Source organism: Streptomyces sp. NPDC003284, from assembly GCF_053589675.1.
In genome coordinates this window covers 26,315-46,791 of sequence record NZ_JBSFSI010000021.1, presented here as the reverse complement: position 1 = coordinate 46,791, position 20,477 = coordinate 26,315, and the positions used below count along the sequence as shown (strand labels likewise).

Here is a 20,477-nt window from a genome sequence, read left to right as displayed (position 1 = left end):
TCCCAATTTCTGGCTGTGGCAACAGTGATCAGGTGTGGAGTGTGCAGATGAGTGGGTCCGGAAGCCATGTTTCTGATGCCCAGCACGGACCGGACGACGCACTGGCAACCCGGTCCGCACTGGTGAACCGGCTGGAGAGCCTGCCGGCCGCCGAACAGACGCGCGTGCTGCTGGACCTGGTGAGCGCTCAGGCCCTCGCGGTGCTGCGCTCGGTCCACCCGGAGCCGCCGGCGTCGGTCCGCCCGGACCTGCCGTTCAAGGAGCAGGGCCTGGACTCGCTGGGCCTGTCCACGCTCCAGCTGCGGGTGAACGCCGTCACGGGCCTGAGCCTGCCGCCCACCGTCGCCTTCGACCACCCGACGCCGGCCGCGCTCGCCGCGTTCCTGCGCGGTGAACTGCTCGGGGTGGAGCCGGACGTGTTCGTGCCGGAGCCGGTGGCCGCCGCGGCGGCCGACGACAGCGACCCGATCGTCGTGGTCGGCATGGCCTGCCGCTTCCCGGGCGGGGTGGAGAGCCCCGAGGACCTGTGGCGGCTGGTCGACGAGGGCCGCGACGTGCTCGGCGACTTCCCCACCGACCGCGGCTGGGACGTGGACAACCTCTACGACCCGGATCCGTCCGCGCCCCGCAAGAGCTATGTGAACAAGGGCGGTTTCCTCGCCGAGGCCACCCGGTTCGACGCGGACTTCTTCGGGATCAGCCCGCGCGAGGCGCTGGCCATGGACCCGCAGCAGCGGCTGATGCTGGAGACGGTGTGGGAGGCGCTGGAGAACACCGGCATCGCCCCCGACTCGCTGCGCGGCAGCCGCACCGGTGTGTTCATCGGCGCCGAGGTCCACGAGTACGGCGTCAAGGCGCACGAGGCCCCCGAGGGCCTGGACGGCTATCTGATGATCGGCAACGCGCCGAGCGTCGCCTCCGGCCGTGTCTCGTACACCCTCGGTCTCGAGGGTCCGGCGATGACGCTGGACACCGCCTGCTCCGGAGCGGTGGTCTCGCTGCACCTGGCGGCGCAGGCGCTGCGCAGCGGCGAGTGCACGCTCGCCCTGATCGGCGGCGTCACCGTGATGGGCTCCCCGGGCATCTTCACCTCCTTCAGCCGTCAGCAGGGCCTGGCCGCCGACGGCCGGGTCAAGGCGTTCGCCAACGCCGCCGACGGCACCGGCTTCTCCGAGGGCATCGGCCTGCTGGTCGTGGAGCGGCTGTCGGACGCGCGGCGGCACGGGCACACCGTGTACGCGGTGGTCCGCGGCACGTCCGTCAACCAGGACGGCGCGAGCAACGGCCTGACCGCGCCCAGCGGCATCTCCCAGCAGCGGCTGATCCGGCAGGCGCTGGCCAACGCGGGCCTGGCCTCGGCGGACGTCGACGCGGTCGACGCGCACGGCACCGGCACCCGGCTGGGCGACCCGATCGAGGCGCAGGCCATCATCGCCACGTACGGGCAGGGCCGGCCGGAGGACAAGCCGCTGTGGCTGGGCTCGGTCAAGTCCAACCTGGGGCACACCCAGGCGGCGGGCGGCGCGGCCAGCATGATCAAGATGATCATGGCGATGCGGCACGGGGTGCTGCCCCGCACCCTGCACGTGGACGCGCCCAGCCCGCACATCCGCTGGGACGCCGGGAACGTCGAGCTGCTGACCGAGGCCCGCGCCTGGGAGCACGACGCGGACCGGCCGCGCCGCGCGGGCGTCTCCGCCTTCGGCATCAGCGGCACCAACGCGCACGTCATCCTGGAGGAGCCGCCCGCCGACGACGAGGACGACCTCCTCGACCCGCCGGCCTGCGACACGGACAGCACAGACGGCACAGGCAGCACGGACGGCGCGGACGGCACGGCCACCGGACCGCTGCCGCTGGTGATCTCCGCCCGCGGCGGCGCCGCGCTGCGCGCCCAGGCCGAGCGGATGCTGACGTTCCTCGCCGAGCGGCCCGAGGTGCCCCTCGCCGACATCGGCCACTCGCTGGCCACCACCCGCGCCTCGCTGTCACACCGCGCGGTGGCGCTGGCCGCGGACCGCGCCGAGTTCGAACGCGCGCTGCGCGCCGTGGCCGAGGGGCACTCGGCGCCCGGACTGTTCGCCGACCCCGAGGGCGCGAGCGCTACGTCCGGGCGGCTGGCGTTCCTGTTCACCGGGCAGGGCAGCCAGCGCCTGGCCATGGGCCGCGAGCTGTACCGCGCCCACCCGGTCTTCGCCAAGGCCATGGAAGACGCCATCGGCCACCTCGACCTCCAGCTCGACGTCTCCCTGTGGGACGTGCTGTTCGCCGCCGAGGGCACCCCCGAGGCCGAGCTGCTGCACCGGACGCGGTACGCGCAGTGCGCGCTGTTCGCCGTCGAGGTCGCCCTGTTCCGGCTCGTCGAGTCCTGGGGCATCGCCCCCGACTACCTCGCCGGGCACTCCATCGGCGAGATCGCCGCCGCGCACGCGGCCGGTGTGTTCAGCCTGGAGGACGCGGCGACCCTGGTGGCCGCGCGCGGCCGGCTGATGCAGGAACTGCCCGCGGGCGGCGCCATGATCGCCGTACAGGCCACCGAGGACGAGGTGCTGCCGCTGCTGGCCGAGCACACCGGCCTGGTCGGCGTCGCCGCCCTCAACGGGCCCTCCTCCGTGGTGATCTCCGGCGACGAGGAACGCGCCCTGGCCGTCGCCGCCCGCCTGGCCGAGCAGGGCCGCAAGACCAAGCGGCTGCGGGTGAGCCACGCCTTCCACTCGCCGCTGATGGAGCCGATGCTCACCGAGTTCCGGCGCGTCGCCCAGGTGATGACGTACAAGGCGCCGCGGATCCCGGTCGTCTCCAACGTCACCGGCACCCTGGCCACCGCCGAGCAGCTGTGCTCCCCGGAGTACTGGGTGGAGCACGTACGCGAGGCGGTCCGCTTCGCCGACGGCATCCGCTTCCTGGAGGAGGCGGGCGTCACCTGCTTCCTCGAACTCGGTCCGGACGCCGTGCTGTCCGCGATGGGCCAGGAGTGCGTGACGCGGCCCGGCGCCACCTTCGTGTCCGCGCTGCGCCGCGACCGCGACGAGCAGCGCGAACTGCTGTCCGCCGTCGCCCTGTTGCACACCTGCGGCACCGCCGTCGACTTCGGCGCCTGCTACGCGGGCCGCGGCGCGCGCCGCGTCCAGCTTCCCACGTACGCCTTCCAGCGCCGCCACTTCTGGCTGAACGCGCCCGAGGGCGGGAGTGATCCGGCCGGACTCGGCCAGCTCGCCGCCGGGCACCCGCTGCTCGGCTCGGTGGTCCGGCTGGCCGGTGCGGGCGGCGGGGTCGTGCTCACCGGGCGGCTGTCGCTGCGCACCCACCCGTGGCTCGCCGACCATCTGATCGCCGGGGTGGCACTGCTGCCCGGCACCGCCTTCGTCGAGCTGTCCGTACGGGCCGGTGACGAGGTCGGCTGCGACCTCGTGGAGGAACTGACCCTCCAGGCACCGCTGGTGCTGCCGCCCTCCGGGGGCGTCGCCCTCCAGGTCGTGGTGGGCGCCGCCGACGCGCGGGGCTGCCGCTCCGTCGACTTCTTCTCCCGGCCCGAGGACGCCCCCGAGGACACCGAGTGGACGCGGCACGCCACCGGTGTGCTCGCCGCCTCCGCCGAACCCGCCGCCGACGCCGCCGACTTCGGCATGACCCAGTGGCCGCCGGCCGGCGCCGAGAGCGTCGACATCAGCGGCCTGTACCCGCAGATGGCCGCCCAGGGCTACGGCTACGGACCGGCCTTCCACGGGCTGCGCGCCGTGTGGCGGGCCGGCGGCGAGGTGTACGCCGAGGTCGCGCTGCCCGGCGAGACCGCCGCGCAGGCGGGCGCCTTCGGACTGCACCCGGCGCTGCTCGACGCCGCCCTGCACGCCACCGACTTCGCCTCGCCCGAGCCCGTGGCGGACACCACCCGGCTGCCGTTCGCGTGGACCGGTGTGTCCCTGTACTCCTCCGGCGCCTCCGCCGTCCGAGTGCGGATCGCCGCACACGGCACCGACGCGGTGTCCCTGTCCGTCGCCGACCCGTCCGGCGCGCCCGTCGCACGCATCGGCTCCTTCGTGCTGCGCCCGGTCGACACCGAGCAGTTGCGCGCCGCCCAGGGCGGCGCGGGCACCCCGCTGCGCGTGCAGTGGACGACCCTGCCCGTCCCGGCGGCGGCCGACGCCTCCGACGCGACCGTGGTCGAGGTCACCGCACCGGCCGGACAGGACCCGCTCACCGCCGTACGCACCGCCACCGGCGAGGTGCTGGAGCGGCTGCACACCTATCTCGCCGACCCCGACGCCGACGGCCGCCTGGTGTTCGTCACCCGCCGCGCGGTGCCCGCCGCCACCGGTGAACTGCCCGACCTGGCACAGGCCCCGGTCTGGGGCCTGGTCCGGGCCGCCCAGGCGGAGAACCCCGGCCGGATCGTCCTCGTCGACCTCGACGACGACTCCGCCCGCGGCCTGCTGCCCGCCGCCCTCGCCACCGGCGAGCCCGAGCTCGCGATCCGCGCGGGCGAGATACGTGTGCCGAGACTCGCCCCCGCCGCCGACCTCCCCGAGCTGGACACGCCGTGGGACGACGAGGGCACCGTGCTCGTCACCGGCGGCACCGGCGGCCTGGGCGCCCTCGTCGCCCGCCACCTCACCACCGAACACGGCGTACGCCACCTGATCCTCACCAGCCGACGCGGACCCGACGCCCCCGGCGCCACCGAACTCGCCGCCGAACTCACCGCACTCGGCGCCCACATCACCCTCGCCGCCTGCGACGCCACCGACCGCCAAGCCCTCACCGACCTGCTCGACGGCATCGACCCGGCCCACCCGCTCACCGGAGTCGTCCACGCCGCCGGCATCGTCGACGACGGGCTGATCCCGGCGCTCACCCCCGAGCGGATCGACGCGGTCCTCGCCCCGAAGGCCGACGCCGCCTGGCACCTGCACGAGCTGACCGCCGAACGGGCCCCCGGGCTCAAGGCGTTCGTGCTGTACTCGTCCACCGCCGGATTCCTCGACGGCGCCGGGCAGGGCAACTACGCGGCGGCCAACGTCTTCCTGGACGCCCTCGCCCACCACCGCCGCGCCACCGGACTCCCGGCCACCGCCCTGTCCTGGGGCCTGTGGACCGGCGACGCGGGCATGGGCGCCGCCCTCGACGCCGCCGCCCTCCAGCGCATCGCCAAGCTGGGCCTGGAACCCCTGTCGGCCGCCGAGAACCTGGCCTTCCTGGACGCCTCGCTGCGCCTGGACGCCCCGCACCTGGTCCCCGTACGGGTCAACTCCCGTGCGCTCCAGGACCGTTCGGACGGTGTCCCGGCGGTGCTGAGCGCGCTCGCCCCGGCCCGGCCCGCCCGCCGCGCGGCGGCCACCGCGCCCGCCGCGGGCGCCGGTACGGTCTCCGTCGCCGACTCGCTCGCCGGCCAGCTCGCGAACCTCTCCTCCGACGACCGCGCCGCCGCCCTGCTGGACCTGGTCCGCACCCACGTCGCCTCGGTCCTCGGCCACGACGGCGCCGACGCGGTCGACCCGGGCCGCGCGTTCAGCGAGAGCGGCTTCGACTCGCTGGCCGCCGTGGAGCTGCGCAACAGCATCAACGCCGCCACCGGACTGCGGCTCACCGCCACCCTCGTCTTCGACTACCCGACCCCGAGGGCGCTCGCCGAGCACATCGGCGCCAAGCTGGTCCCGGCCGAGCAGACCCCGGCGGCCGTGGCGGCCGCGCCCGTGCCCGCCACGGCCGCCGCCGACGACGACCCGATCGTCATCGTCGGCATGAGCTGCCGCTACCCGGGCGGTGTCACCACCCCCGAGGAGCTGTGGGACCTGGTCGCCGAGGGCCGCGACGGCATCTCCCTGTTCCCGTCCGACCGCGGCTGGGACGTCGACGCGCTCTACGATCCCAAGCCCGGCATCTCCGGCAAGAGCTCCACCCGCGAAGGCGGCTTCCTGTACGACGCGGCCGACTTCGACCCGGAGTTCTTCGGGATCAGCCCGCGCGAGGCACAGGCCATGGACCCGCAGCAGCGGCTGCTGCTGGAGACCTCCTGGGAGGCCCTGGAGCGGGCCGGCATCGACCCGCTGTCCGCGCGCGGCACCAGCACCGGTGTCTTCGCGGGCGTCATGTACCACGACTGGGGCACCCGCCTGGGCGACCGCGTCCCCGACGAGGTCGCCGGGTACCTGGGCAACGGCAGCCTGGCCAGCGTCGTCTCCGGACGCGTCTCCTACACCCTGGGCCTGGAAGGGCCCGCGGTGACCGTCGACACCGCCTGCTCCTCCAGCCTGGTCGCCCTGCACTGGGCCGCGCAGGCCCTGCGGGCGGGCGAGTGCTCCCTCGCGCTGGCCGGCGGTGTGACCGTCATGGCCACCCCGGACACCTTCATCGACATGAGCCGTCAGCGGGGCCTCGCCTCGGACGGCCGCTGCAAGTCCTTCGCCGCCGCCGCCGACGGCACCGGCTGGGGCGAGGGCGCGGGCATGCTCGTCCTGGAGCGCCTCTCCGACGCCCGTGCCAACGGCCACCGCGTCCTCGCGGTGGTACGCGGCTCGGCCGTCAACCAGGACGGCGCCAGCAACGGCCTCACCGCGCCCAACGGCCCCTCCCAGCAGCGGGTCATCGAACAGGCCCTCGCCTCGGCCGGACTGTCCCCCGCGGACGTCGACACCGTCGAGGCGCACGGCACCGGCACCACCCTCGGCGACCCGATCGAGGCACAGGCGCTGCTCGCCACCTACGGGCAGCACCGCGCCGACGGCGAGCCGCTGTGGCTCGGCTCGATCAAGTCCAACCTGGGCCACACCCAGGCCGCCGCCGGTGTCGCGGGCATCATCAAGGTCGTCATGGCGATGCGGGAGGGCGTCCTGCCCGAGACCCTGCACGTGGACGAGCCGTCGCCGCAGGTCGACTGGGAGGCGGGCGCCGTCGCGCTGCTCACCGAGTCCCGGGCCTGGCCCGAGACCGGGCGCGCCCGCCGCGCGGGTGTCTCCTCGTTCGGCATCAGCGGCACCAACGCGCACGTCATCATCGAGCAGCCGCCCGCCGACTCCGCCTCCGTCCCGGACGAGACGCCCGAGGAGGCCCCGGTCGTCGCCTGGCCGGTCAACGGCCGCACCCCGCAGGCCGTCCGCGCCCAGGCCGCCCGGCTGCGGGCGTTCCTGGACACCCTCGCCGAGGGCGAGCTGACCACGGCGGCGAGCGCCCTCGCCACCACCCGCGCCGCCCTCGACCACCGCGCCGTCGCCGCGGGCACCGACCGCGCCGAACTGGCCGACGCCCTGGACCGCATCGCCACCACCGGCAAGGACATCGAGGAGGCCGCCGGAGGCAAACTGGCGTTCCTGTTCACCGGGCAGGGCGCCCAGCGGCTCGGCATGGGCCAGGAGCTGGCGGGCACCTATCCGGTGTTCGCCCAGGCCCTGGACGCCGTACTGGCCACCGTGGAAGCCCACTTGGAGCGGCCGTTGCGGGAGGTGATGTGGGGCGAGGACGCGGACCTGCTCAACCAGACGCAGTACACGCAGCCCGCCCTGTTCGCCTTCGAGGTCGCGCTGTACCGGCTGGTCGAGTCGTGGGGCGTGACCCCTGACTACCTAGCCGGTCACTCCATCGGTGAGATCGCCGCCGCACATGTGGCGGGGGTGTTCTCGCTGGAGGACGCCGCCAAGCTGGTCACCGCCCGGGGACGGCTCATGCAGAGCCTCCCGGCAGGCGGCGCCATGATCGCCGTACAGGCCACCGAGGACGAGATCCTGCCGCACCTGACGGACCAGGTCGGGATCGCCGCCCTCAACTCCCCCCAGTCCACGGTGATCTCGGGCGCCGAGGCCGAAGTACGCGCCATCGCGGACCACTTCGCCGCCCAGGGCCGCAAGACGAAGCAGCTCGCCGTCAGCCACGCCTTCCACTCCCCCCTCATGGAGCCGGTGCTGGACGACTTCCGGGCGGTCGCGGAATCCCTCACCTACGAGCGCCCGCGGATCGCCTTCGTCTCCACGGTCACCGGAGACGTCGTCACCGACGAACTCACCACCCCCGCCTACTGGACCGAGCACATCCGCAAGCCCGTCCGCCTCACCGACGCGCTGACCCGGCTGCCCGCCGCCACCCACCTGGAGATCGGCCCCGACGCCGTCCTCACCGCACTCGGTCCTGCCGTGACCGAGGACGCCGTGTTCGTCCCGGCCCAGCGCCGGGCACAGGGCGAGGCGCTGGAGCTGGTGCGGGGTGTCGGGCGGGTGTACGCGCGGGGTGCCGCCGTGGACCGGGCCGCGTTCTTCGGGGAGCGCGACGGTGCGCGGCTGGACCTGCCGACCTACGCCTTCCAGCGGGAACGCTACTGGCTGGACCCGACCGCCCCGGTGGGCGACGTCGGTTCGGCCGGGCTCACTCCGGTGGACCACCCGGTCCTCAGCGCCGTGGTGCCGTCGCCGGACTCGGACGGGCTCGTGCTCACGGGCCGGCTGTCCGTCGCCACCCACCCGTGGCTGGCCGACCACGACGTACTGGGCACGGTGCTGCTGCCGGGCACCGGGCTCGTCGAGCTCGCGATCCGCGCGGGCGACGAGGCGGGCACCCCGCACCTGGAGGAACTGACCCTCCAGGCCCCGCTGACGCTGCCCGAGCGCGGCGCGCTGGCCCTCCAGGTCGTCCTGGGCGCCCCGGACGCGACGGGCCGCCGTACCGTCGCCCTGCACACCCGGCCCGAGGACGGGCACTCCGCCTGGACCCGGCACGCGACCGGCACGCTGACGGCCGCCGCCGACGCGCCCGCCTTCGACCACAGCGTGTGGCCGCCCGCCGGGGCCACCGCGCTGCCGCTGGAGAACGTCTACGAGCGGCTGGTGGGCCGGGGCTACCACTACGGTCCCGTCTTCCAGGGCCTCAAGGCGGTGTGGCGCGACGGCGACGACATCTACGCCGAGGTGTCCCTGCCCGAGAGCGCCCACGCGGACGCGCTGCGCTTCGGGCTCCACCCGGCGCTGCTGGACGCGGCGATGCACGGCGACCTCGTCGACGAGCACGGCGAGGCATCGGGCGAGACGCTGCTGCCGTTCTCCTGGAACGGGGTGACGCTGCACGCGAACGGCGCGACCGAACTGCGGGTGCTGCTGCGCCGGGTGCGCGGCGACGAGGTGTCCGCGATGTGGGTCGCCGACGGCACGGGCCGTCCGGTGGCCACGGTGGACGAGCTGATCTCCCGGCCGGTCGCGAGCGAGCAGCTGGAGGCGTCCCGGCCGGGCCGTCCGGACGCGCTGTTCCGGATCGGCTGGAGCGCGCTGCCGCTCCCGCAGGCCCCGGCCTCGGGTGTCGTACGGCTGGCGGGAACGGCCGATCCGACCGGTCTGGTACCGGAGTTCGCGGATCTGGCCGCGCTGGGTGCCGCCGTGGAGGCGGGCCGCCGGCCGGTGCCGGACGTGGTGCTCGCTCCGGTGGCCGGTGCCGGTACCCGTTCCGGTGCCGACGGCGACCTGCCGGGCGCGGTGCGCGCGGTGACGTCGTCGGTCCTGGAGACCGTCCGCGCCTGGCTGGCCGACGACCGGTTCGCCGGTTCCCGGCTGGCCGTGGTGACCGGCGGCGCGGTCGCCGCCGACCCACGGGACGCGGTGGACCTGACGCAGGCCCCGGTGTGGGGTCTGGTGCGGGCCGCCGAGGCGGAGAACCCCGGCCGGTTCGCCCTGCTGGACACCGACGGCACCGAGCCGTCGGCTGCGGCGCTGGCCGCGGCCGCCGTCTCCGGGGAGCCGGAGGCGGCCCTGCGCGAGGGCGCGCTGTCCGTGCCCCGGCTGGTGCCCGCCACCGGTTCCGGCACGGCTTCCGCCGGGACTTCGGACGCCGCCGAGTCGCCGTGGGACGGTGCGGGCACCGTCCTGATCACCGGCGGCACCGGCGGCCTGGGCGCCCTCGTCGCCCGCCACCTCACCACCGAACACGGCGTACGCCACCTGATCCTCACCAGCCGACGCGGACCCGACGCCCCCGGCGCCACCGAACTCGCCGCCGAACTCACCGCACTCGGCGCCCACATCACCCTCGCCGCCTGCGACGCCACCGACCGCCAAGCCCTCACCGACCTGCTCGACGGCATCGACCCCGCCCACCCGCTCACCGGAGTCGTCCACGCGGCGGCCGTGGTGGACAGCGGTCTGGTCGCCACGCTCACCGAGGAGCAGACCGGGAAGGTGTACGGCCCGAAGGCCGACGCCGCCTGGCACCTGCACGAGCTGACCGCCGAACGGGCCCCCGGGCTCAAGGCGTTCGTGCTCTTCTCCTCGGCGGGCGGCCTGGTCCTCGCGGCCGGACAGGCCAACTACGCGGCGGCCAACGTCTTCCTGGACGCCCTCGCCCACCACCGCCGTACCGCCGGACTCCCGGCCACCGCCCTCGCGTTCGGCATGTGGGCGGTCGACACCGGACTCGGCGGTCCGCTGGCCGACTCCGACCTGGACCGGATGCGGCGGCTGGGCATGCCCGCGCTGGAGACCGCCGAGGGCCTGGCCCTGTTCGACGCGGCCCTGGCGAGCGGCGAGCCGCTGCTCGTCCCGGTCCGGGTGGACCGTACGGCCCTGCGCTCGCGCACCGACGAGCCGCCCGCGCTGCTGCGCGGCATGGCCCGCGGCGCCGGGCGCCGCACGGCTCAGGCGGCGGCGGCCGAGGAGACCGGCGCGCTGGCCCAGCGCCTGGCCGGTCTGAACGACGCCGAGCGCGACCGGGCCCTGCTGGAGCTGGTCCGCCGCGAGGTGGCGTCCGTGCTCGGGCACAGCGGCATCGAGTCGGTCGGCCCGGAGAAGGCGTTCCGGGAGCTGGGCTTCGACTCGCTGGCCGCCGTCGAGCTGCGCAACAACCTCAACGCGGCCACCGGACTGCGGCTGCCCGCCACGCTCGTCTTCGACCACCCCAGTGCCCGCGCGGTGGCCGCGCTGATCAAGGAGAAGATCTCCGGCACCGCCGCACCCGCACCGGCGCAGGCCGCGCCGCGCACCGCCGCGGCGGCCGACGAGCCCATCGCCGTGGTCGGCATCGCCTGCCGCTTCCCCGGCGGGGTCCGCTCCGCCGAGGACCTGTGGCGGCTGGTCGCCGAGGGCCGCGACGCGGTGACCGGCTTCCCGGCCGACCGCGGCTGGGACCCCGAGGGCATCTACGACCCGGAGCCCGGCACGCCCGGCAGGACCTACACGGTCCAGGGCGGATTCCTGCACGACGCCGCCGAGTTCGACCCGGAGTTCTTCGGGATCATGCCGCGCGAGGCCGTGGCGATGGACCCGCAGCAGCGGCTGCTGCTCGAAGCCTCCTGGGAGGCCGTCGAGCGGGCCGGCATCGACCCGTCGTCGCTGCGCGGCAGCCAGACCGGTGTGTACGTCGGCGTGATGTACCACGACTACGGCACCCTGCACGGCTCCGCACCGGACGAGCTCTCCCCCTACCTGGGCAACGGCAGCGCGGGCAGCATCGCCTCGGGCCGCGTCGCCTACACCCTGGGCCTGGAAGGACCCGCGGTGACCGTCGACACCGCCTGCTCCTCCTCGCTGGTCTCCCTGCACATGGCCTGCCAGGCGCTGCGGCAGGGCGAGGTCACGATGGCGCTGGCCGGCGGTGTGACCGTCATGCCGACGCCGGAGATCTTCGTCGACTTCAGCCAGCAGCGCGGGCTCGCGGCCGACGGACGCTGCAAGGCGTTCTCGGCGGCCGCGGACGGCACCGGCTGGTCGGAGGGTGTGGGCCTGCTGCTGGTGGAGCGGCTGTCGGAGGCCGAGCGCAACGGTCACCCCGTGCTCGCCGTGATCCGCTCCAGCGCCACCAACCAGGACGGCGCGAGCAACGGCCTGACCGCGCCCAACGGACCGTCCCAGCAGCGCGTGATCCAGCGCGCGCTGGCGGCGGCCGGACTGACCACGCAGGACGTGGACCTGGTCGAGGGCCACGGCACCGGCACCACCCTCGGTGACCCGATCGAGGCGCAGGCGCTGCTGGCCACCTACGGCCAGGACCGGCCCGAGGACCGGCCGGTGTGGCTGGGCTCGATCAAGTCCAACATCGGTCACGCGCAGGCCGCTTCGGGCATCAGCGGGGTCATCAAGGCGGTGATGGCGGTCCGTGCGGGCGTCATGCCGAAGACCCTGCACGTGGACGAGCCCTCGCCCAAGGTCGACTGGTCGGCCGGTTCCGTCCGGCTGCTGACCGAGGCCCGCGACTGGCCCGAGACGGACCGGCCGCGCCGGGCAGCGGTGTCGTCCTTCGGCCTCAGCGGCACCAACGCGCACGTCATCGTCGAGCAGGCCCCGCAGCCGGCCGGACAGCAGACCACGCCGGCCGAGGCGTCCGCTCCGGCGGCCGGGTCGGACGCGGACCGTACGGCGGTGCTGCCGCTGTCGGCCAAGGACGCCCGGAGCCTGCCCGCCCAGGCCGCACGGCTGAAGGAGCTGTTCGCGGCGGCCGACCGCCCGGCCCTGTTCGACGTGGCCCACTCGCTGGCCACCACCCGCGCCGCCCTCGACCACCGCGTGGCGGTCCTGGCGTCCGGCACCGACGAGGCGCTGCGCGCCCTGACCGCCCTGGCGGAGGGCGCCCCCTCCCCCTCGGTCGTCACCGGCCCCGACCGCGCCGATGCTCCCCTGGCCTTCCTGTTCACCGGACAGGGCGCCCAGCGGATCGGCATGGGCCGGGAGCTGGCGGACACCTATCCGGTGTTCGCGCGGGCGCTCGGTGCCGTGCTCGCGGCCGTGGACGCGCACCTGGACCGGCCGTTGCGGGAGGTGATGTGGGGCGAGGACGCCGACCTGCTCAACCAGACGCAGTACACGCAGCCCGCCCTGTTCGCCTTCGAGGTCGCCCTCTACCGGCTCGTGGAGTCGTGGGGCGTGACCCCCGACTATCTCGCCGGGCACTCCATCGGTGAGATCGCCGCCGCGCACGTCGCCGGGGTCTTCTCCCTGGAGGACGCGGCACGGCTGGTCACCGCACGCGGACGGCTCATGCAGGCCCTCCCGGCAGGCGGCGCCATGATCGCCGTACAGGCCACCGAGGACGAGCTCCAGCCGCACCTGACCGGCCAGGCCGGGATCGCCGCCCTCAACTCCCCCCAGTCCACGGTCATCTCGGGCGCCGAGGCCGAAGTACGCGCCATCGCGGACCACTTCGCCGCCCAGGGCCGCAAGACCAAGCAGCTCACCGTCAGCCACGCCTTCCACTCCCCGCTCATGGAGCCGGTGCTGGAGGAGTTCCGGGCGGTCGCGGAGTCGCTCACCTACGAGCGTCCCCGTATCCCCTTCGTCTCGACCGTCACCGGCGAGTCCGTCACCGAGGAACTCACCAGCGCCGCCTACTGGACCGAGCACATCCGCAAGCCGGTCCGGCTGACGGACGCCCTCGCCCAGCTCGCGCGGACCGGGACGTCGGTCTTCCTGGAGATCGGCCCGGACGCCGTCCTGACCGCCCTCGGACCGGCCACGCACGACGACGCCACGTACATCGCGGCGCAGCGGCGCGACCGGGGCGAGGAGCGCGAACTCGTCGCCGCGCTGGGCGTGCTGTACGCCACGGGCCGCCGCGTCGACTGGGCGGCGCACTTCGCGGGCACCGGTGCCCGGCGGGTGGACCTGCCGACGTACGCCTTCGAGAAGCGGCACTTCTGGCTGGAGGCGCCGCAGCCGGAGGCGGGCGCGGCGGCCACGGGCGCGGCCGGGCACGGGCAGTCCGCGACCGGGCACCCGCTGCTGAGCGCGGCGATCGACCTGCCGGACGGCTCCGTCGTCCTCACGGGCCGGCTGTCCGTCGCCACCCACCCGTGGCTGGCCGACCACGACGTGCTGGGCACGGTGCTGCTGCCCGGTACCGGACTCGTCGAACTCGCCGTCCGGGCGGGCGACGAGACCGGCACCCCGCATCTGGAGGAGCTGACCCTCCAGGCCCCGCTGACCCTGCCCGGCCGGGAGGCGCTGGCCCTCCAGGTCGTGCTGGGCGCGCCGGACGCGACGGGCCGCCGTACCGTGACGGTCCACACCCGGCCGGAGGACACGCAGGCCGCCTGGGTGCGGCACGCGGAGGGCACGCTGACCACCGCGGCCCCGGCGCCCGGCTTCGACCTGACCGCCTGGCCGCCCGCGGAGGCGGTACCGCTGCCGCTGGAGGGCGTGTACGAGCGGCTGGCCGGGCGGGGCTACCACTACGGTCCCGTCTTCCAGGGCCTCAAGTCGGCCTGGCGGCACGGCGACGACGTGTACGCCGAGGTCGAGCTGCCCGAGGAGGCCCGCGCCGACGCCCTGCGCTACGGGCTGCACCCGGCGCTCCTGGACGCGGCGAGCCATGTCGACCTGCTCGACGACGCGGAGTCGACGCTGCTGCCGTTCGTGTGGAGCGGGGTGAGCCTGCACGCCTCCGGGGCCGGTGCGCTGCGCGTGCTGCTGCGCCGGGTCGGCGGTGACGAGGTCACCGAGCTGCGGATCGCGGACGCGCACGGACGTCCGGTGGCCACGGTGGAGCGGCTGGTGTCCCGGCCCGTGGCGCGCGAACAGCTCGCCGCACCCGCCGAGGACCTGTACCGCTTCGGCTGGCTGCCCGGCCCGGCCGCTCGCGCCGGTTCCGGCGCCGGACTTCCCGCCCTGGACGAGGTGCTGGGCGCCCCGGCGGGCGATCAGGGCGGCGCCGTGCCCCCGTACGCGCTGCTGCGGGTGGCCGAGGCCGTCCCGGCCGGTGCGGAGGTCACCGGGGACGCCGCCGCCGGTGCGCACGCGGTGGTGCACGATGTGCTCGCGGCGGTGCAGGGCTGGCTGGCCGAGGACCGGTTCGCCGGGTCGGCGCTGGTCGTGGCGACCCGTGGCGCGGTGTGCGCGGCGGACGGCGAGGAGCGGGTGGACGTGGCGCAGGCCCCGGTGTGGGGTCTGGTCCGGGCGGCGCAGGCCGAGCACCCCGGGCGGCTGGTCCTGGCCGACCTGGACGGCACCCCGGAGTCCGAGGCGGCGCTGTCCGCCGCGGTGGCCTCCGGCGCCCCGGAACTGGCGCTGCGCGCGGGCACGTTGCTGGTGCCGCGGCTGCGTCCGGCCACGGCCGGTGACGAGGCCGCGCCGTGGGACGGCGAGGGCACGGTCCTGATCACCGGCGGCACCGGTGGTCTGGGCGCCCTGGTCGCCCGGCATCTCGCCACCGAGCACGGCGTACGCCACCTCGTCCTCACCAGCCGGCGCGGACCCGACGCACCGGGCGCCGCCGAACTGTCGGCCGAACTCGCCGCGCTGGGCGCCGAGGTGACCCTCGCCGCCTGCGACGTCGCCGACCGGCAGGCGCTCGGCGACCTGCTGGACGCCGTCGACCCGGCGCACCCGCTCACCGCGGTGGTGCACGCGGCCGGTCTGGTGGACGACGGGCTGATCGCCTCGCTGACGCCGCGGCGCTTCGACGCGGTGCTCGCGCCGAAGGCGGACGCGGCCTGGCACCTGCACGAGCTGACCGCCGAACGGGCGCCGCAGCTCCGGGCGTTCGTGCTGTTCTCGTCGACCACCGGCTTCCTGGACAACGCCGGACAGGCCAACTACGCGGCGGCCAACGTGTTCCTGGACGCGCTGGCCCAGCACCGGCGGAGCGCGGGCCTGCCCGCCGTCTCCCTGGCCTGGCACCTGTGGGAGGGCGACGGCATGGGGGCGCGGCTCGACCCGGCGGTGTTCGAGCGGCAGCGCCGCCTGGGCACCCCGGCCCTGTCCCCGCGCGACGGGCTCGCCCTGTTCGACGCGGCGCTGGCCACCGGGCACACCGCGCTCGTCCCGCTGCGTCTCGACGCCGCCGCGCTGGCCGCCTCGGGCCCGGTGCCCGCGGCGCTCAGCGAGCTCGCGGGCCCGGTCCGGACGCGTACGACGCGGGCCGCGGCCACCGGCACCGAGCCCCTCACCACGGATGAGGGCGGGGCGCCGGAGACGGAGTCCCTGGAGCAGCGGCTGACCGGGCTGGCCCGCGAGGACCAGGTGCAGATCCTGCTGGACGTCGTACGCGAGCAGGTGGCCGCGGTGCGGCACGACGACCCGGACGCCATCGACATGCGGCGCGGCTTCACCGAACTGGGCCTGGACTCGCTGGCCGCGATCGAGCTGCGCAACCAGCTCGGCGCGGCGACCGGGCTGCGGCTGCCCGCGACGATGATGTTCGACTACCCGAACCCGGAGACGCTGGCGGAGTTCCTGCTCACGGAGCTGGCACCGCCGGTGGCCGAGGACGAGCAGGCCGCGCCCGCGGCCGGGGAGTCCGCCCCGGCGGGCGGCGCCATCGCCGACATGGGCATCGACGATCTCGTGCGGGCCGCGCTCGCCGCGAGGTCGTCGGAGTGAGGGCGGCGGCCCGGTGAACCGCGAGGGTCACCGGGCCGCCGGGCACGCCGAGTTACCAGGTACGAGGTACGAGGAACGAGGACCGAGGGGAAGGCCCCGAGCCACGTGGACACCAACGAGATCGTCGAGGCGCTGCGCGCCTCGCTGATGGAGAACGAGCGGCTGCGCACGGAGAACGAGCGGCTGGCGGGCCGCCAGGCCGAGCCGATCGCGATCGTGGGCATGGCCTGCCGGTTCGCCGGCGGGGTGGAGTGCCCCGAGGACCTGTGGCGGATGCTCGTCGAGGAACGCGACGGCGTCACCGAGTTCCCCGGCGACCGGGGCTGGGACGTCGAGGGTCTGTACGACCCGGAGGACGGCGCGCCCGGCCGGAGCATCACCCGGCACGGGGCGTTCCTCGCGGACGCGGCGGGGTTCGACGCCGAGCTGTTCGGCATCTCGCCCCGTGAGGCGCTGGAGATGGACCCGCAGCAGCGGCAGTTGCTGGAGACGGCGTGGGAGACCGTCGAGAACGCGCGGATCGACCCGCTGTCCCTGAAGGGCAGCAGGACCGGGGTGTTCACCGGGCTGATGTACCACGAGTACGAGGGCGCGAGCACCGGCGGCAGTCTGATCAGCGGGCGGATCGCGTTCACGCTGGGCCTGGAGGGTCCGGCGGTGACCGTGGACACGGCCTGCTCGTCGTCGCTGGTCGCGCTGCACCTGGCGAGCCAGGCGCTGCGGTCCGGTGAGTGCTCGCTGGCGCTGGCGGGCGGGGTGACGGTGATGGTCACCCCGGAGACCTTCCAGTACTTCACCAAGCAGCGCGGGCTGTCCCGGGACGGCCGGTGCCGGTCCTTCGCCGAGGCGGCGGACGGCACGGGCTGGGGCGAGGGCTCCGGCATGATCCTGCTGGAGCGGCTGTCGGACGCGCGGCGCAACGGGCGGCGCATCCTGGCGGTGATCCGTTCCTCCGCGCTCAACCAGGACGGCGCGTCCAGCGGTCTGACCGCGCCCAACGGGCCCGCGCAGCAGCGGGTGATCCGGCAGGCGCTGGACAGCGCCGGGCTGCGGCCCGACGACGTCGACGCGGTCGACGCGCACGGCACGGCGACCAAGCTGGGCGACCCGATCGAGGCGCAGGCGCTGCTCGCCTCCTACGGGCGGGCCCGGCCCGCCGACCGGCCGCTGTGGCTGGGTTCGGTCAAGTCCAACCTGGGGCACACCCAGGCCGCCGCCGGTGTGGCCTCCGTCATCAAGATGGTGCTGTCGCTGCGGCACGGGCTGCTGCCGCGGACCCTCGGTGTCGACCGGCCGACGCCGCAGGTCGACTGGGAGGCCGGGCATGTGCGGCTGCTCACCGAGGCGCAGCCGTGGCCGGAGACCGGCAGGCCGCGCCGGGGCGGAGTCTCCTCGTTCGGCATCAGCGGCACCAACGCCCATGTGATCCTTGAGGAAGCACCCGCTGCCTGACGTACCGTCAGGCAAGTGGCACGACACAGAAACAGAAGTGGAGCCTGACGTGACCACCGAGGCAACTGTCGAGACCGGCGCGTGGATACGGCGCTTCCATCCCGCTCCGCAGGCCGCGCACCGCCTGGTGTGCTTCCCGCACGCGGGGGGCTCCGCCTCCTTCTACTTCCCGGTCTCCCGCACCCTCGCCCCGCACGCGGACGTGCTGGCGATCCAGTACCCGGGCCGCCAGGACCGGCGGCACGAGCCGTGCGTCGACAGCATCCCGGCGCTGGCGGACATCCTGGTGGACGAGCTGGCGCCGTGGTGCGCCGACCGGCCGGTCACCTTCTTCGGGCACAGCATGGGCGCCTCCCTGGCCTTCGAGGTCGCCTCCCGGCTGGAGGCGCGCGGCACGGTGCTGCACGGCCTGTTCGCCTCGGGGCGGCGGGCGCCGTCGACCGCACGGGACGAGCGGGTGCACCTGAAGGACGACAACGGTCTGATCGCGGACATCACCCGGCTCAGCGGCACCGACACCCAGGTGCTCGGGGACCCGGAGGTGCTGCGCATGATCCTGCCCGCGGTCCGCGCCGACTACCGGGCCGCCGAGACGTACCGCTGGACGGGCGGGACGAAGCTGTCCTGCCCGGTCGCCGCCCTCACCGGCGACGACGACCCGCAGGTCACCCTGGACGAGGCGCGCGCCTGGGGTGAGCACACCTCCGGTCCCTTCGACCTGAAGGTGTTCCCCGGCGGGCACTTCTACCTCAACTCGCAGGCCGCCCAGGTGATCGCGGCCCTGAAGGACCACATGAAGTGACCGGCTCCGGCGCACGGACGTGCCCGCCCGGACCGCTCGCGCGGTCGGGGCGGGCACGTCCCGTTCCGGTCCCGGTTCCAGTCCCGGTTCCGGTCCGGTCCTCGGGGGGGGCGTCCGCGCTCACTTCGGGTCGCGGTCGTACACCGTCTTCGCCCAGCGGTAGCCGAGCACCGCGAGGCCCACGCACCAGGCGACGGCGATCCAGCCGTTGTTCCCGGTGCCGGTGCCCTCCAGCAGGCCGCGCAGCGTCTCGATGGCCGGGGTGAACGGCTGGTAGCGGGCGATCGGCTGGAACCAGCCCGGCATCGCGTCGACCGGCACGAAGGCGCTGGAGAGCAGCGGCAGGACCATCAGCGGCAGCGCGTTGTTGCTGGCCGCCTCCGCGTTCGGGCTGACCAGGCCCATGCCGACGGCGATCCAGGTGAGCGCCAGGGAGACCAGGGCCAGCAGTCCGACCGCGAGGACCCAGTCCAGGACACCGGCGTGCGGGGCGCGGAAGCCGATGGCCACCGCGACGGCGCCGACGAGGACCACGCTCAGCACACACTGGATCACGCTGCTGACGACGTGCCCTATGAGCACCGAGCCGCGGTGGACGGCCATGGTGCGGAAGCGGGCGATGATGCCCTCGGTCATGTCCATCGACACCGACACCGCGCTGCCGATGGTGGTGCCGCCGATGGTCAGCATCAGGATGCCCGGCACCAGGTAGGTCAGGTAGGCGGACCGGTCGGCCCCGCCGTCCCCGAGTCCCGCGGCCATCACGTCGCCGAAGATGTAGACGAAGAGCAGGAGCAGCATCACCGGGGTGAGCAGCAGGTTCAGCGTCATGGACGGGTAGCGCCGGGCGTGCAGCAGATTGCGCCGCAGCATCGTGGACGAGTCGCGCACGGCAAGGGTCAGGGAGCTGCTCATCGGGCGTCCTCCTGGGACTGGGCGGGCCGGCCCGGCACCGGCGACGGCACGGCGGAGCCGGTCAGGGCGAAGAACACGTCGTCGAGGTCGGGGGTGTGCACGGTCAGCTCGTCCGCCTCGACACCGGCCGCGTCGAGCCGGGCGAGCAGGTCGCGCAGCGCGCGCTGGCTGCCGTCGCTGGGGATCTGGAGCGTGAGGGCCTCGTCGTCGCCGGTGGCGCCGGTGGCCTCGGTGAGGGCCGGGGCGGCGGCGCGGTACGCGGCCGGGTCGAGGAAGCGCAGTCGTACGTGACCGCCGGGGACGATCCGTTTCAGCTCCTCGGCGGTGCCCTCGGCGGCGATCTTCCCGTCGTTCAGAACCGCGATGCGGTCGGCGAGTTCGTCGGCCTCCTCCAGGTACTGGGTGGTGAGGAAGACGGTGGTGCCGCCCGCGACGAGTTCGCGGATGATCTGCCACATGGTGTGCCGGCTGCGCGGGTCCAGGCCGGTGGTGGGTTCGTCGAGGAAGATGACCCGGGGGCCGCCGACGAGGGTCATGGCGATGTCGAGACGGCGCTTCATCCCGCCGGAGTAGCTCTGCGCGGGCTTCTTCGCGGCGTCGGCGAGGCCGAACCGCTCCAGCAGCTCGGCGGCGACGCGCCGTCCCTCGCGCCGGGGCAGGTGGTGCAGGTCCGCCATGAGGAGCATGTTCTCCTCGCCGGTGATCAGCCCGTCGACGGCGGAGAACTGCCCGGTGACACCGATCGCGGCGCGCACCCCGTCCGGCGAACCGGCGATGTCGTGGCCCGCGACCTGGGCCTGTCCGCCGTCGGCGGTGATGAGCGTGGTGAGGATCTTCACGGTGGTGGTCTTGCCGGCGCCGTTGGGTCCGAGCAGCGCGAACACGGAACCGGCCGGGATGCGCAGATCGATACCGTCCAGGACGGTCTTGTCGCCGTACGCCTTGCGCAGGCCGGCGGCCGAGACGGCGGGCGGCGCGGAGGCAGATATGGACATGGGCATGACAGAAGAAGGCATGGAGCCCTCCGTTCAGAG

At 74.7% G+C, this 20,477-nt stretch carries 4 protein-coding genes and 1 pseudogene; 3 read left to right on the top strand and 2 right to left on the bottom strand.

The annotated features are described in order from the left end of the window. The first annotated feature begins 47 nt into the window (after positions 1 to 47). From ACWDYF_RS31330 to ACWDYF_RS31320, 3 genes and pseudogenes are all read left to right on the top strand, one after another. Positions 48 to 16,274, top strand: a complete 16,227-nt coding sequence (locus ACWDYF_RS31330) for an SDR family NAD(P)-dependent oxidoreductase (protein ID WP_389471264.1) — start codon at positions 48 to 50, stop codon at positions 16,272 to 16,274. 105 nt (positions 16,275 to 16,379) lie between these two features. After that, positions 16,380 to 17,717: pseudogene (locus tag ACWDYF_RS31325) on the top strand (type I polyketide synthase); the annotation flags it as partial. Between the two features lie 58 nt (positions 17,718 to 17,775). Next, on the top strand, positions 17,776 to 18,528 hold the full coding sequence (locus ACWDYF_RS31320; protein ID WP_381741709.1) for a thioesterase II family protein: 753 nt from the start codon (positions 17,776 to 17,778) through the stop codon (positions 18,526 to 18,528). A 120-nt stretch (positions 18,529 to 18,648) separates the two neighbouring features. Here the strand turns inward: ACWDYF_RS31320 and ACWDYF_RS31315 are convergent, their stop codons facing one another. Together ACWDYF_RS31315 and ACWDYF_RS31310 are read right to left on the bottom strand one after the other, a co-directional pair. Beyond that, positions 18,649 to 19,443, bottom strand: a complete 795-nt coding sequence (locus ACWDYF_RS31315) for an ABC transporter permease (RefSeq protein ID WP_381741711.1) — start codon at positions 19,441 to 19,443, stop codon at positions 18,649 to 18,651. Then, complete coding sequence (locus tag ACWDYF_RS31310) at positions 19,440 to 20,459, bottom strand: ATP-binding cassette domain-containing protein (RefSeq protein ID WP_389471268.1); 1,020 nt, start codon at positions 20,457 to 20,459, stop codon at positions 19,440 to 19,442. Before ACWDYF_RS31310 ends, ACWDYF_RS31315 begins: the two co-directional genes overlap by 4 nt. Positions 20,460 to 20,477: the final 18 nt, after the last annotated feature.

Coding starts and splice junctions, on each gene's coding strand:
- ACWDYF_RS31330 (WP_389471264.1), top strand. CDS start 48: ATGAGTGGGTCCGGAAGCCATGTTTCTGATGCCCAGCACGGACCGGAC.
- ACWDYF_RS31310 (WP_389471268.1), bottom strand. CDS start 20,459: ATGCCTTCTTCTGTCATGCCCATGTCCATATCTGCCTCCGCGCCGCCC.
- ACWDYF_RS31315 (WP_381741711.1), bottom strand. CDS start 19,443: ATGAGCAGCTCCCTGACCCTTGCCGTGCGCGACTCGTCCACGATGCTG.